Source organism: Pseudomonas sp. HMSC057H01 (assembly GCF_001836405.1).
GTDB lineage: Bacteria > Pseudomonadota > Gammaproteobacteria > Pseudomonadales > Pseudomonadaceae > Pseudomonas > Pseudomonas aeruginosa.
The window spans coordinates 93,312-105,899 of sequence record NZ_KV828387.1 but is presented as its reverse complement, the minus strand read 5'-3'; the positions used below and the strand labels follow the sequence as shown (position 1 = coordinate 105,899).

Annotated in this window: 15 protein-coding genes; 11 read left to right on the top strand and 4 right to left on the bottom strand. The window is 66.8% G+C overall.

The annotated features are described in order from the left end of the window. Window positions 1-335: 335 nt before the first annotated feature. Complete coding sequence (locus HMPREF2581_RS03605; RefSeq protein ID WP_003096411.1) at window positions 336-1,316, bottom strand: magnesium transporter CorA family protein; 981 nt, start codon at window positions 1,314-1,316, stop codon at window positions 336-338. A 101-nt stretch (window positions 1,317-1,417) separates the two neighbouring features. Between HMPREF2581_RS03605 and HMPREF2581_RS03600 the strand changes: the two genes are divergently transcribed. From HMPREF2581_RS03600 to HMPREF2581_RS03580, 5 genes are all read left to right on the top strand, one after another. Further along, entirely contained in the window at window positions 1,418-1,693 is a 276-nt protein-coding gene (locus tag HMPREF2581_RS03600) for a hypothetical protein (protein WP_003114340.1), read from the top strand. A 132-nt stretch (window positions 1,694-1,825) separates the two neighbouring features. After that, window positions 1,826-2,593: a substrate-binding periplasmic protein gene (locus tag HMPREF2581_RS03595; protein ID WP_003096415.1), complete on the top strand. Its 768-nt coding sequence runs from the start codon at window positions 1,826-1,828 to the stop codon at window positions 2,591-2,593. Between the two features lie 42 nt (window positions 2,594-2,635). Beyond that, complete coding sequence (locus HMPREF2581_RS03590) at window positions 2,636-2,869, top strand: TIGR02647 family protein (RefSeq protein WP_003096418.1); 234 nt, start codon at window positions 2,636-2,638, stop codon at window positions 2,867-2,869. A gap of 148 nt (window positions 2,870-3,017) precedes the next feature. Further along, entirely contained in the window at window positions 3,018-5,870 is a 2,853-nt protein-coding gene (locus HMPREF2581_RS03585; RefSeq protein WP_003141975.1) for a class I adenylate cyclase, read from the top strand. Between the two features lie 40 nt (window positions 5,871-5,910). Beyond that, on the top strand, window positions 5,911-6,609 hold the full coding sequence (locus tag HMPREF2581_RS03580; RefSeq protein ID WP_003096422.1) for a glycine-rich domain-containing protein: 699 nt from the start codon (window positions 5,911-5,913) through the stop codon (window positions 6,607-6,609). 43 nt (window positions 6,610-6,652) lie between these two features. On the opposite strand, the gene rnk is transcribed toward HMPREF2581_RS03580, so the two are convergent. From rnk to cyaY, 3 genes are all read right to left on the bottom strand, one after another. Then, entirely contained in the window at window positions 6,653-7,057 is a 405-nt protein-coding gene (rnk, locus tag HMPREF2581_RS03575) for a nucleoside diphosphate kinase regulator (protein ID WP_003096424.1), read from the bottom strand. 135 nt (window positions 7,058-7,192) lie between these two features. Beyond that, window positions 7,193-7,402: a DUF1289 domain-containing protein gene (locus HMPREF2581_RS31605; protein WP_003161172.1), complete on the bottom strand. Its 210-nt coding sequence runs from the start codon at window positions 7,400-7,402 to the stop codon at window positions 7,193-7,195. Continuing rightward, window positions 7,380-7,715, bottom strand: a complete 336-nt coding sequence (gene cyaY, locus HMPREF2581_RS03570) for an iron donor protein CyaY (protein WP_003121284.1) — start codon at window positions 7,713-7,715, stop codon at window positions 7,380-7,382. Before cyaY ends, HMPREF2581_RS31605 begins: the two co-directional genes overlap by 23 nt. A 253-nt stretch (window positions 7,716-7,968) precedes the next feature. Between cyaY and HMPREF2581_RS03565 the strand changes: the two genes are divergently transcribed. From HMPREF2581_RS03565 to HMPREF2581_RS03540, 6 genes are read left to right on the top strand one after another with little or no spacing between them, the layout of a single operon-like run. Next, window positions 7,969-8,109: an LPS translocon maturation chaperone LptM gene (locus HMPREF2581_RS03565; RefSeq protein ID WP_003096430.1), complete on the top strand. Its 141-nt coding sequence runs from the start codon at window positions 7,969-7,971 to the stop codon at window positions 8,107-8,109. A 10-nt stretch (window positions 8,110-8,119) separates the two neighbouring features. Next, window positions 8,120-9,367, top strand: a complete 1,248-nt coding sequence (gene lysA, locus HMPREF2581_RS03560; protein ID WP_003096431.1) for a diaminopimelate decarboxylase — start codon at window positions 8,120-8,122, stop codon at window positions 9,365-9,367. Between the two features lie 10 nt (window positions 9,368-9,377). Next, entirely contained in the window at window positions 9,378-10,208 is an 831-nt protein-coding gene (dapF, locus tag HMPREF2581_RS03555) for a diaminopimelate epimerase (protein ID WP_003098223.1), read from the top strand. Between the two features lie 30 nt (window positions 10,209-10,238). Then, entirely contained in the window at window positions 10,239-10,940 is a 702-nt protein-coding gene (locus HMPREF2581_RS03550) for a DUF484 family protein (RefSeq protein WP_003141978.1), read from the top strand. Window positions 10,941-10,959: 19 nt separating this feature from the next. Beyond that, on the top strand, window positions 10,960-11,871 hold the full coding sequence (xerC, locus tag HMPREF2581_RS03545; RefSeq protein ID WP_003096434.1) for a tyrosine recombinase XerC: 912 nt from the start codon (window positions 10,960-10,962) through the stop codon (window positions 11,869-11,871). Then, entirely contained in the window at window positions 11,868-12,566 is a 699-nt protein-coding gene (locus HMPREF2581_RS03540) for an HAD family hydrolase (protein ID WP_003096435.1), read from the top strand. The genes xerC and HMPREF2581_RS03540 overlap by 4 nt, the downstream gene beginning before the upstream one ends. Window positions 12,567-12,588 lie beyond the last annotated feature (22 nt).

Genomic DNA, 12,588 nt, shown 5'->3' with positions numbered 1-12,588 from the left:
CCTGCTTGGTGCCGGTGATGGACATATAGGCGGGTGTTGCCATGGATGCATTCCTTGTCAGTGGTAGCCGGGACGACATGTCCTGGTGCGGCAGCTACCCAACAAGCTTCGTGCCAATAAAATATTTACCTTTTAAATCAAACTCTTGAAGAATCTCCCGGCCCGCACGAACGCTTTCCCCCGGGTTTATCCCGAAAAAGTGAGCAAGTTGTTGCACAGTGCTATGCAAGAACTTGCTCACTTCATCGAAGACCCCGCCAGACCTTGGCCCCGGCGTTGTATCCACAGCTTTTCCCGAAGTTATCCAGCAAAAAGTTGCACACCTGCCGAGTGCCTCAGAGCCAGTTCTTGAACTTGAACCAGAGGTACGGAAGGATCGCCGATACCACCATCATCCCCAGCGCCATCGGATAGCCGATGGACCAGTCCAGCTCGGGCATGTCCTTGAAGTTCATGCCGTAGACGGTGCCCACCAGGGTCGGCGGCAGGAACAGTACGGCAGCGATGGAGAACACCTTGATGATGCTGTTCTGCTCGATGTTGATCAGGCCAAGGGTCGCGTCGAGGAGGAAGTTGATCTCGGTGGACATCTTCGCCAGGTACTCGTCCAGCGAGCGCACGTCGCGCTCCACGGTCTTCGCCAGCACCTTGGCCGGCTCGGAAAGCCAGCCGTTGCAACCCTGGCGGAAATAGCTGTTCATCCGATTGATGCTGAGCAGGCTGTCGTTGAGCTTGGACAGCAGCGAGCTGCTGCGCCCGAGGTGCTTGATGATCTGCTGCAGGTCGGTCTTCGGCTTGCGGGTCTGGGCGGTGGACTCGGCGAAGATCTCCCGCGACATGCTGCTCAGTTGCCCCTGTACGGCCTCCAACACGTCGGCGATGCGGTCCACCAGGCTGTCCATCATCAGGGCGAACAACTGGGTGCTGCTGCGGTTGGCGTCGAGCTGGCGGATGCAACGGTTCTCGAACTCGCGGAACGAACGCAGGTCGGCGTAGCGCACGGTAATCAGCCATTTCTCGCTGAGTACGAAGGTCACTTCCTCTGTGCTCGGCCGGTGCTCGGTGATCCCGCCGACCACCGAAGTGGTCATGTAGAGGACGTTGCCGTCCTCGTAGAAGCGCGACGAATCCTCGATCTCGGCCATCTCCTCGCGGGTCGGGATGTTCACCTGCAGGTGGGATTCGAGCAGGCGCTCCTCTTCGGGGGTCGGGTGATGCAGGTCGATCCACAGGGTGCCCGGCGGCAACCCCCGCTGGGCATCGTCGTGCTGGCGTCGCTCCAGGCGGTCGCCGGAAAGGATGTAATAGGTGATCATGTCGGGTATCGCTACCTTCGCGGCCATCCGTTGGCCAAGCAGGGTGGACAACTTCCCGCCGCCGCACAAGCGGTACTTTGCGCCAGAACGAGGAACGCCCGATGAGCGAACAGGACGACAACCAGGAAGACGGCTTCGCCGAGGAAAAACTGATCCAGGCCATCGAGAACCAGATCGAAAGCGAGAATCCGCCGGCGGCGCGCGCCGTGTTCAACAAGCTGACCCTGGTCGGCTACGAGCGCGACGAGGCACTGGGCATGATGGCCTACGTGCTGGCCCACGAGATCAACGCCATGCTCGCCGCCGACCGCGCTTTCGACAGCGCCGGCTACGAGCATGCGCTGCGTGCCCTGCCGACGTTGCCGGACGACGAATGAGCGGAGCCGGGCCGACTGGTGCCGGCGAATGCCCCTCGTATCCATACGGTTTTGTTTCGCCAAACGCCTGCCGCTCTGGTAGAAAGGTGGCGCCCACTCTCCGTGCCACCTGCTTTCGCGGAGCGATACCGGATGCGATCCTGGTTCCACTTCCTGCCCATCTGCCTGCTGCTGGCCCTTTCCGGCCCGGCAGCGGCCGTCCCGACAGAACCCCTGGTGCTCGGCGCCGAAGACGACTGGTATCCCTATACCGCCTACAAGGACGGCCGCATCCAGGGCATGAGCGCGGACATCGTGCGGGCCGCCTTCAGGGCTGCGGACACGCCGGTCCAGCTCAATCCCTACCCCTACTCCCGCTGCATGAAGCTGGCCCTGAAAGGCTTGATCGCCGGCTGCTTCAACACCTCGCCGAACCCGCACATCCTCGCCGACTACCGTCTGCCCCGGCATCCGTTGTTCCGCGCGGAGATCCAGCTCTGGGCGCGACGCGACGAAGCGCGGCCGGTGAATGCGGAGCAGGCGCTGAGCGGACGGAAAGTCGCGGTGACCCTCGGCTATGAATACGGCGACGGCTTCGATCGCCGCCACGACCTGGTGCGCATTCCGGTGCGCAAGGACTACTACGGTTTCCTCATGCTCCAGCGCGGCCGCGTCGACTACGCCCTGGCCTACCGCAATACGGCTCGCCAGTTGTTCAGCGAACATCCCGAACTGGAAGGCCAGTTCCAGCCGGTGGCCACGGTCCACCGCCCGGAGCTGTACCTGTCGTTCTCGCGCCGCCACCCGCAGGCCGAGCATCTGCTCGAACGCTTCGACCTCGGCATGCAGCGCATCCTCGCCAGCGGCGAGTACCAGAAGATCCTCGACGGCTGGAGCCAGGCCGCCGACGCTACGCCCTAGTCCAACTACACTCACCGGTGCTCAACACCGTAAGGAGCCGACATGGCCTTCACTCCCGAGCTGATCGACGAACTGGAACTGCTGGCGCTCTTCAACCTGAACAACACCCAGGAAGGACTCAAGGTCCATCACACCGCCGACGGCAAGGCCGTCGCCGCCGCCCGACGCCTGCACGACAAGGGGCTGATCGACCAGCCCGACGGCGGCTACCTGACCAGTCTCGGGCTGGACGCCGCGGAGCAGGCACAGGGCCTGCTGACCATCCTCAAGGGTTGACGGAAGCGGCCATCGCGACCTGCTCCCGACAGGCCGCGACGGTTGTCCCGGTTCGCGGTGCGGCGCTCAAGCCGCCGCGCTTCCGGGCGATACAATGGCATGACCGGAGCCAGGCACGGCGCCTGGCCTTGCCTGTGCCCGGACGCCCATGAACCGACACCCCGCACTCAGCCTCGATCTCGACGATGGCATCGACCGCAAGGTCCTCGGCCAGTTGCGCCAACGCTTCCTGGCGGTCAACGCCGGTCGCCTGCAACGCGCCCGACAGGCGTTGTCCAGCCGCCAGGAGCGGGTCCTGCGCCTGCTACCGCTGCTGTTCCACATCAACCATCCGCTGCTGCCGGGCTACCTGTCGGCCAGCACGCCGGCGGGCCTGAGCGGTTTCGAGGCGGACGACGAAGTACTCGCCGAAGCCCAGCGCCTGGCACGTTCGTTTGTCTACAAGCCACGCAGGCAGGAACCCGCACAACAGCCGATCCACGGCCTGTTCCTGATGGGCAGCCTGGGGAGCCTGGCCCAGGAGGAACAGAGCGATCTCGACCTCTGGGTCTGCCATGCCCCAGAACTGGAGCCCGGCGCGCGCCAGGAGCTGCGCCGCAAGTGCGCGTTGATCGAGGACTGGGCGCGCAGCCAGGGCAGCGAGGTGCACTGTTTCCTGATCGACGTCGCCCGCTTCGGCCAGGACGAACGCGAAGACCGGAAGGAGCCCGGCGGCGACGGCAATACCCAGCACTTCCTGCTGCTCGACGAGTTCTACCGCAGCGCGATCTGGCTCGGCGGACGCACCCCTCTGTGGTGGCTGGTGCCGCCGGCCCATGAACGGCGCTACGACGAATACTGCCGGACCCTGCTCGGCAAACGCTTCATCCGCGCCGAAGAGGTGCTCGACCTCGGCCACCTGGCGCACATCCCCGCCCGGGAGTTCATCGGCGCCGGCCTCTGGCAGTTGTCCAAGGCCATCGATTCGCCCTACAAGTCGCTGCTCAAGCTGCTGCTCACCGAGGCCTACGCCAGCGAGCACCCGCGGGTCCGCTGCGTCGCCCTGCGCTTCAAGGAGCAGGTATTCGCCGGCCAGCTCGATCTCGACGAACTGGACCCCTACGTCCTGGTCTATCGCCATCTCGAACGCTACCTGCGGGAACAGCAGGCGCCGGAACGCCTGGAACTCGTGCGGCGCTGCCTGTACCTCAAGGTCGGGCGCAAGCTCGGCGGTCGCCAGCGCCAGGCGCAGAAGGGCTGGCAGCACCTGTCGATGGAGCGGCTCGTCGCGGAATGGCAATGGGAGCCTCGCCGCTTGGCCCTGCTCGACAGCCGCAGCCAGTGGAAGATGCGCCAGGTGATGGAAGAGCGTCGCACGGTGGTCAACGAACTGACCTACAGCTACCGCCTGCTGTTCCAGATCGCCCGCCAGCAAGGCGCTGACAGCGGCATCGACAGCCGCGACCTGGGCCTGCTCGGCCGCCGCCTGTATGCCGCCTTCGAGCGCAAGGCAGGCAAGGTGGAGAACATCAACCCGGGGATCGCCCCGGATCTCGGCGAAGACGTCCTGACCCTGGTCCAGCTGCCCGCCGACGACGACCGCGAGCAGGCGCAGTGGGCGATCTTCCCCGGTGCCCTGGGCGCTCACCAGTGGCCTGACTACGCGCCGCTGAAACGCAGCCTCAGGCTGGTCGAGCTGCTCGCCTGGTGCCATCGCAACGGCGTCATCGACAGCGCCACCCGGCTGTCCCTGCATCCCGGCCAGAGCGACCTCGGCGATGCCGAACTGGACAATCTCCTGGGCAGCCTGCGGCAGTTCCTGCCGGTCCCCCTGGCGACCGTGGACGACGCCGACCTGCTGCAACCGCGTCGGCTCAAGAGCGTCCTGCTGCTGGTCAACGTCGGTGTCGACCCGCTGCGCCACCACAGCCAGATGAACCTGCACATGGCTACCGGGCGTACCGACGTGCTCGGTTATGCCGGGGTGCGCGACAACCTGGTGCTGACCCTCGACCAGCTCAGCCTCAACAGCTGGAACGAACTGACGGTGCGCCATTACGCAGGCCCTCAGGCGCTGCCCGAGTGCCTTGCCGAGTTCCTCGACGCCGTCCGCGAAAAGCCCGGAAGCCTGCCGCAGCCGCCCGAACTGATGGTGCGCTGCTTCTGTCGCAACCGGGCCGCCGCCATCGCCGTGCGGGTCGAAGAGCTGTTCCGCGAAACCTACGGGCAACTGCTTGGCGGCCAGCCGAGCCGCTACCTGCTGCAGATCCGCCAGCAGTACCACCTGCTGGAAATGTCGCCGGAAGCGGTCAGCCACGAGAGCCTGCCCGACCTGCCGAGCCTGCTCCAGCACCTGGGCCGCGAGCGCGATGGTTACAGCGCCCTGAAGCTGGATCGCCACGCCCTGGAAGGCGTGGACCTCGGGCTGATCCTGTCCATGGGGCGGCCGGACTGCATCCAGGTGTTCTACCGGCGCGACTTCGACAGCGCCGAGATCAGCCTGCTCGACGAACGCAACGCGTTCTGGCGCCAGCGCCAGGCGTTGCGTGACGAACGCAGCCTGCTCGCACCGCTGCAGCGCTTCCTGCAATCGCTGCTGTACCGGCGCAACGCCCTGTCGCTGGCGGAACAGGTGCCGGCCTCGCTGGATATCCGCTACTACGAGTTGCTCTCCAACGACGGCAGAGTGCACGTCGAGCCTCGCGAAGCGCCGGAGGCCCTGGCCGGACCCGCGTTGTACGAGCTACAGGCGCTACTCGAACGCGGCGAACGCAAGCGCGTGCAGGTCACCCTGTACTGCGACCACCAGGAGTTTTCCGAACTGGAGTACGGCGCCGGCCTGTTCAAGGCGGTCGCCCGGCATATCCTGGCGCATCGCGCGGAAAGCGAACCCTACCCCTGCTACCTGACCGACCTCGACCTGTCGCGGCTGTTCGCCGACGAACAGCCGCAAACGCTGCACTATCTGCGTTATAAAAGCGTCCTGGAAACGGCGCTGAACCAGGCGCTGCTGGAACAATGACCCAGCGCCACACCGCGCGGGGCTCGACAAGGACGTACGGATGGCACTCCTCGGTATTACCCTGCTCGCTGGCGCCGCATTCGTGGGCGGCTATCTCTACCGCCGCGGCCTGGATCGCCGGCGCTACCGCTTCATCCAGCAATTTCGCCTGCCGCCGCGGGTCGCCCAGGCGGTCCGCGAGCGCTATCCGCAGCTCAGCGAGGAACAGGTCCAACGAGTGCTCGGCGGCCTGCGCGAATACCTGCTGCTATGCCGCGCCGCCGGCAAGCGGATGGTCGCGATGCCGTCCCAGGTGGTGGATGTCGCCTGGCACGAGTTGATCCTGCATACCCGGCTCTACCAGCACGTCTGCCGCAAGGGACTCGGGCGCTTCCTCCACCATACGCCGGCGCAGGCGATGCGCAGCCCCCGACAGGCCCAGGAAGGCATTCGGCGCGCCTGGAAGCTGGCTTGTCGCCGCGAAGGCATCGACCCCCAGAACCCCACGCGCCTACCGCTGCTGTTCGCTCTCGACACGGAACTGGCGATCGCCGACGGCTTCCGCTACACCCTGAACTGCGCGCAGCGGCAAGACGGCGGCGCAGCGGTGTATTGCGCCAGCCATATCGGTTGCAGCAGCGGCTGCGCCAGCGATAGCGGCAGTACCTTCGGTTCGGACGGACAGGACTCGCGCCACGGCTGCGGCGGCGATAGCGGTGGGGACGGCGGCAGCGGTTGCGGGGGCGGTGGGGGCGACTGAGGGTCGCGAAGCCCGTCGCCGGCAGGCGACGGGCGAAAACCGATCAGCGCGCGTAGTCGCCGGCGGCTTCCGGCTGGTATTCGATTTCCAGCAGGGTCAGCTTCAGCGTCTTGCCGCTCGGCGCCGGCCAGTCGATGGTCTGGCCGATGGTCAGGCCCAGCAGCGCGGTGCCCACCGGCGCGAGGATCGAGACCTTGCCTTCGCCGGCCACGTCTTCGGGATAGACCAGGGTCAAGGTGTACTCCTTGCCGCTGCTTTCCTCGCGGCAACGCACGGTGGAGTTCATGGTCACGACGCCCGGCGGAATCTCGTCATGCCCCACCACCTGGGCGCGCGACAGTTCGGCCTCCAGCGCCTCGGCGGCGGGTCCGAATTCGTCCAGGCCATCCAGCAGGCGCTCCAGGCGCTGCAGGTCCAGACGAGTGATGGTGATCGGCGGCGTGCTCATGATCGCAGGCGTGCTCCTTGGTCCGGTTCGGTTGATCGATGAAAAGCAGGAATCGCAAAAAAGCAAAAACCCCGCCCGAAGGCGGGGTTTTCCCGGACACTAACACAGTCGCAGGAATTAGCAACATCCCCCCTATCAGGAGAGACGGCCCGCCAGCGACTGGCGTCGAGCGGCCTGTGACCTGATCTGCAAGCGGCGGGAATCGTCGGCCTTGCCCCACTCGCGGATTTCCGCCAGGGAGCGTCCGCAGCCGACGCAAACGTCCGCATCGTCGAGGCAGCACAGGCGCCGGCAAGGCGAGGCCACCGCCGGCGGCGAAGCCTCAGAGGCCGGGGAACTCGACATCCTCGCCCCCCTGCTCCAGGGTCGCCCGGTTGAGCAGCGCGCCCAGCGGTTCCTGGCTGCCATCGTGGCGCCAGAGACCGCTGGCCTCGTCGTAATCGAAGTGGAAGCCGCCCGACTTCGCCGCCACCCACAACTGGCGCAACGGCGCCTGGCGGCTGAGGATCAGCTGCGAGCCGTTCTCGAAGCGTACGGTGAGCACGCCGCCGGCGTTCTCCAGGTCGAGATCCAGGTCGCTGTCATCGAAGGCGTCTTCCACCTGCTGCTGGAGCGCATCGACCAGGTCGTGGAAACGCGCTTCATTCATCGTACTCATGCATTGCCTCGGCATTCGCTAACGGGAAAAAAGGCGGGCGACTACCTTCGTCTTGCCCTATTCCGACAATTCTACGCTGGTATTGCCGTAGTCCGCGCTGTTTTGCCGCGACGCTCGCGGAAAACGCCGGCGCCCCCTCTGCCTCAGGCCATTCCCCTGCAAGCCCCGGCACACCTGATCCGGCTCGCATAGGCAAGGCGCCGGGGGGTCGGTATACTCCGGAACAATTCACGTTTTCTACAAGGATTCCGTCATGAAGCGGCTGTTCCTGTCCTTCGTCGCGCTCGCCCTCCTCGCCGGCTCCATCGCCGCCTGCGGCCAGAAAGGCCCGCTGTACCTGCCGGACGACGAAAAAGCCAAGAAAGAACACAGCAAAGACCGCTACGGTTTCTGAGAGAGCGCCCATGGACACATTCAGTTACCGCGACGGTGAGCTGTTCGCGGAAGGGGTGGCGCTTTCCCGCATCGCCGAGCGTTTCGGCACGCCCACCTACGTCTACTCCCGCGCGCACATCGAGGCCCAGTACCGCGCCTATGCCGACGCCCTCGCCGGCATGCCGCACCTGGTCTGCTTCGCGGTCAAGGCCAACTCCAACCTCGGGGTGCTGAATGTGCTGGCGCGCCTCGGCGCCGGTTTCGACATCGTTTCCCGCGGTGAGCTGGAGCGTGTCCTGGCCGCCGGCGGCGATCCGGCCAAGGTGGTGTTCTCCGGCGTCGGCAAGACCCGCGACGACATGCGCCGCGCCCTGGAAGTCGGTGTGCACTGCTTCAACGTCGAGTCCGGCGAAGAGCTGGAGCGCCTGCAACGGGTGGCCGCGGAACTCGGCGTGAAAGCGCCGGTGTCGCTGCGGGTCAACCCGGACGTGGATGCCCAGACCCACCCCTATATCTCCACCGGCCTGAAAGAGAACAAGTTCGGCATCGCCATCGACGAGGCCGAGGCGGTCTACGCCCGCGCCGCCGAGCTTGACCACCTGGAGGTGATCGGCGTCGACTGCCACATCGGCTCGCAATTGACCCAGCTGGAGCCCTTCCTCGACGCCCTCGAGCGCCTGCTCGGGCTGGTCGACCGCCTGGCCGGCAAAGGCATCGGCATTCGCCACCTGGACCTCGGCGGCGGCCTCGGGGTGCGCTACCGCGACGAACAGCCGCCGCTGGCCGGCGACTACATCCGCGCCATCCGCGAGCGCCTGCATGGCCGCGACCTGACCCTGGTGTTCGAGCCGGGCCGGTCCATCGTCGCTAACGCCGGCGTGCTGCTGACCCGCGTCGAGTACCTCAAGCACACCGAGCACAAGGATTTCGCCATCGTCGACGCGGCGATGAACGACCTGATCCGCCCGGCTCTCTACCAGGCCTGGATGGACGTGCAGGCGGTACGCCCGCGCGATGCCGTGCCGCGCCGCTACGACCTGGTCGGGCCGATCTGCGAGACCGGCGACTTCCTCGCCAAGGATCGCGACCTGGCGCTCGCCGAAGGCGACCTCCTGGCGGTGCGCTCGGCCGGCGCCTACGGCTTCGTCATGAGCTCGAACTACAACACCCGCGGTCGCGCCGCCGAGGTGCTGGTGGATGGCGAGCAGACCCACGAGGTCCGTCGCCGCGAGACCGTCCAAGAGCTCTACGCCGGCGAAAGCCTGCTGCCGCAGTGAGGCCCAGACTATGCTTTTGCGCTTCACCAAGATGCATGGCCTGGGCAACGACTTCATGGTCCTCGACCTGGTCAGCCAGCACGCCCATGTGCAGCCCAAGCACGTCAAGCTCTGGGGCGACCGCAACACCGGGGTCGGCTTCGACCAGTTGCTGATCGTCGAAGCCCCGAGCAGCCCCGACGTCGACTTCCGCTACCGGATTTTCAACGCCGACGGCTCCGAGGTCGAGCAGTGCGGCAACGGCGCCCGCTGCTTCGCCCGCTTCGTTCAGGACAAGCGCCTGACGGTGAAGAAGAGCATCCGCGTAGAAACCAAGGGCGGCATCATCGAGCTGAATATCCGCCCGGACGGCCAGGTCACGGTGGACATGGGTCCGCCGCGCCTGGCCCCGGCCGAGATACCGTTCCAGGCCGAGCGCGAAGCCTTGTCCTATGAGATAGAGGTGAATGGCCAGCGCGTCGAACTGGCCGCGGTATCCATGGGCAATCCCCATGGCGTGCTGCGCGTCGAGAACGTCGACAGCGCACCGGTACACAGCCTCGGTCCGCAACTGGAAGTCCATCCGCGCTTCCCGAAGAAGGCCAACATCGGCTTCCTCCAGGTGCTCGATCCGCACCATGCGCGCCTGCGCGTCTGGGAGCGCGGCGTCGGCGAGACCCAGGCCTGCGGCACCGGCGCCTGCGCCGCGGCGGTTGCCGGGATTCGCCAGGGCTGGCTGCAATCGCCGGTGCAGATCGACCTCCCCGGCGGCCGCCTGCACATCGAGTGGGCAGGTCCCGGCCAGCCCGTTATGATGACCGGGCCTGCCGTCCGCGTGTATGAAGGCCAGGTCCGCCTGTAAGGGCCGTCGCCCGCGAGAACCGAGACGCTTATGACCGAGAAAAGCCAGGAACCGACAGCAGCGCTGGACGCCGAGCAGGTGGCCGCCTATCTGAGCCAGCACCCGGAGTTCTTCGTCGAGCATGACGAGCTGATCCCCGAGCTGCGCATCCCGCACCAGCCCGGCGACGCCGTGTCGCTGGTGGAGCGCCAGGTACGCCTGCTGCGCGAGCGCAACATCGAGATGCGCCACCGGCTCTCGCAACTGATGGACGTGGCCCGCGAGAACGACCGCCTGTTCGACAAGACCCGCCGCCTGGTCCTCGACCTGCTCGACGCCACCAGCCTGGAAGACGTGGTCAGTACCGTCGAGGACAGCCTGCGCCACGAGTTCCATGTGCCCTACGTGAGCCTGATCCTGTTCAGCGACAGTAGCGTCTCGGTGGGCCGCTCGGTGAGCAGCGCGGAGGCGCACCAGGCCATCGGCGGCCTGCTCTCCGGCGGCAAGACCGTCTGCGGCGTGCTGCGTCCGCACGAACTAGCGTTCCTCTTCGGCGAGAGCGACCGCGACGAGATCGGCTCCGCAGCGGTGGTCTCCCTGAGTTTCCAGGGCCTGCACGGCGTGCTCGCCATCGGCAGTCCCGATCCGCAGCATTACAAGAGTTCCCTCGGCACCCTGTTCCTCGGCTATGTCGCCGAGGTCCTGGCCCGCGTGCTGCCGCGCTTCTCCTCGCCGCTGCGCTCGGTCCGCTGAGCGCGGCGGGCGGTCCGAGATGCGCGCCGACCTGGATGCCTTCCTCGAACATCTGCGCAGCGAGCGCCAGGTCTCCGCGCACACCCTCGACGGCTACCGCCGCGACCTGCTGAAGATCCTCGCCCTCGCCGAAAAGGCCGGGCTCTCCGACTGGAACGCCCTCGACACCCGCAGCCTGCGCACCTTCGTCGCCCGCCTGCACCAGCAGGGCCAATCCAGCCGCAGCCTGGCACGGCTGCTCTCGGCGACGCGCGGCCTCTACCAGTACCTGCTACGCGAAGGGCGCTGCCGGCACGACCCTGCCAACGGCCTGAGCGCGCCGAAGAGTCCGCGCAAGCTGCCCAGGACCCTCGACGCCGACCGCGCCCTGCAATTGCTCGACGGTGCCGTGGAGGATGACTTCATCGCCCGCCGCGACCAGGCCCTGCTGGAGCTGTTCTATTCCTCCGGGCTGCGCCTCTCGGAACTGGTCGGCCTCGATCTCGAATGGCTGGACCTCAAGGAAGGCCTGGTGCGAGTGCGCGGCAAGGGCAACAAGGTCCGCGAGCTGCCGGTCGGCAAGGCCGCGCGCCAGGCGCTCGAAGCCTGGCTGCCGCTGCGCGCCCAGGCCGCTCCGGAAGACGGAGCGGTGTTCATCGGCCGCGGCGGCAAGCGCCTGACGCCACGGGCGATCCAACTGCGAGTGCGCCAGGCCGGCGTCCGCGAGTTGGGCCAGCACCTGCACCCGCACATGCTGCGGCATTCCTTCGCCAGCCATCTGCTGGAGTCGTCCGGCGACCTGCGCGCCGTGCAGGAACTGCTCGGCCACGCCGACATCGCCACGACCCAGATCTATACCCACCTGGACTTCCAGCACCTGGCCTCGGTCTACGACCGCGCCCATCCCCGCGCCAAGCGCAAGGGCAACGCCGATGGAGGCAACGACCCATGAGCAGCCTGCGACTGATCACCTTCGACCTCGACGACACCCTGTGGGACGTCGCCCCGGTGATGAACAACGCCGAGGCCCTGCTCCGCGAATGGCTGGCGAGCAACGCGGCGCGCCTGGGTCCGGTGCCCATCGAGCACCTGTGGGCGATCCGCACCCGCCTGCTGGATCGCGAACCGATGCTGCGCCACCGTCTCAGCGAGCTGCGCCGGCGCATCCTGTTCCATGCCCTGCTCGACGCCGGTTATCCACAGGCGGAGGCGGAAAGCCTGGCCGAGGCCGGTTTCCAGGTATTCCTCGAAGCGCGCCACCGGGTCACCCTGTTTCCCGAAGTCCACCCGACCCTGGAGATCCTCGCCGACCGCTTCACCCTCGGCGTGCTCACCAACGGTAACGCCGACGTGCGCCGCCTGGGCCTGGCCGACTACTTCCGGTTCGCCCTCTGCGCCGAGGAACTGGGCGTCGGCAAGCCCGACCCGACGCCATTCCGCGAAGCCCTGAAGCGCGCCGGCGTCGAGGCCTCGGCAGCGGTACACATCGGCGACCACCCCAACGACGACATCGCCGGAGCGCGCCGCGCCGGCATGCGTGCCATCTGGTTCAACCCAAACGGCAAGCCCTGGGCCGGGGAGGAAGAGCCGAGCGCGGAGATCCGCAGCCTCGCCGAGCTGCCGGCCCTGCTCGCCCGCCTGCAATGACCAACCGGGCCCCCGGTCGCGG

What these genes read in the sequence shown, in the direction of transcription:
- HMPREF2581_RS03605 (WP_003096411.1), bottom strand. Translation starts at nt 1,316, where the DNA reads ATGATCACCTATTACATCCTTTCCGGCGACCGCCTGGAGCGACGCCAG.
- HMPREF2581_RS03600 (WP_003114340.1), top strand. Translation starts at nt 1,418, where the DNA reads ATGAGCGAACAGGACGACAACCAGGAAGACGGCTTCGCCGAGGAAAAA.
- HMPREF2581_RS03595 (WP_003096415.1), top strand. Translation starts at nt 1,826, where the DNA reads ATGCGATCCTGGTTCCACTTCCTGCCCATCTGCCTGCTGCTGGCCCTT.
- HMPREF2581_RS03590 (WP_003096418.1), top strand. Translation starts at nt 2,636, where the DNA reads ATGGCCTTCACTCCCGAGCTGATCGACGAACTGGAACTGCTGGCGCTC.
- HMPREF2581_RS03585 (WP_003141975.1), top strand. Translation starts at nt 3,018, where the DNA reads ATGAACCGACACCCCGCACTCAGCCTCGATCTCGACGATGGCATCGAC.
- HMPREF2581_RS03580 (WP_003096422.1), top strand. Translation starts at nt 5,911, where the DNA reads ATGGCACTCCTCGGTATTACCCTGCTCGCTGGCGCCGCATTCGTGGGC.
- rnk (WP_003096424.1), bottom strand. Translation starts at nt 7,057, where the DNA reads ATGAGCACGCCGCCGATCACCATCACTCGTCTGGACCTGCAGCGCCTG.
- HMPREF2581_RS31605 (WP_003161172.1), bottom strand. Translation starts at nt 7,402, where the DNA reads ATGTCGAGTTCCCCGGCCTCTGAGGCTTCGCCGCCGGCGGTGGCCTCG.
- cyaY (WP_003121284.1), bottom strand. Translation starts at nt 7,715, where the DNA reads ATGAGTACGATGAATGAAGCGCGTTTCCACGACCTGGTCGATGCGCTC.
- HMPREF2581_RS03565 (WP_003096430.1), top strand. Translation starts at nt 7,969, where the DNA reads ATGAAGCGGCTGTTCCTGTCCTTCGTCGCGCTCGCCCTCCTCGCCGGC.
- lysA (WP_003096431.1), top strand. Translation starts at nt 8,120, where the DNA reads ATGGACACATTCAGTTACCGCGACGGTGAGCTGTTCGCGGAAGGGGTG.
- dapF (WP_003098223.1), top strand. Translation starts at nt 9,378, where the DNA reads ATGCTTTTGCGCTTCACCAAGATGCATGGCCTGGGCAACGACTTCATG.
- HMPREF2581_RS03550 (WP_003141978.1), top strand. Translation starts at nt 10,239, where the DNA reads ATGACCGAGAAAAGCCAGGAACCGACAGCAGCGCTGGACGCCGAGCAG.
- xerC (WP_003096434.1), top strand. Translation starts at nt 10,960, where the DNA reads ATGCGCGCCGACCTGGATGCCTTCCTCGAACATCTGCGCAGCGAGCGC.
- HMPREF2581_RS03540 (WP_003096435.1), top strand. Translation starts at nt 11,868, where the DNA reads ATGAGCAGCCTGCGACTGATCACCTTCGACCTCGACGACACCCTGTGG.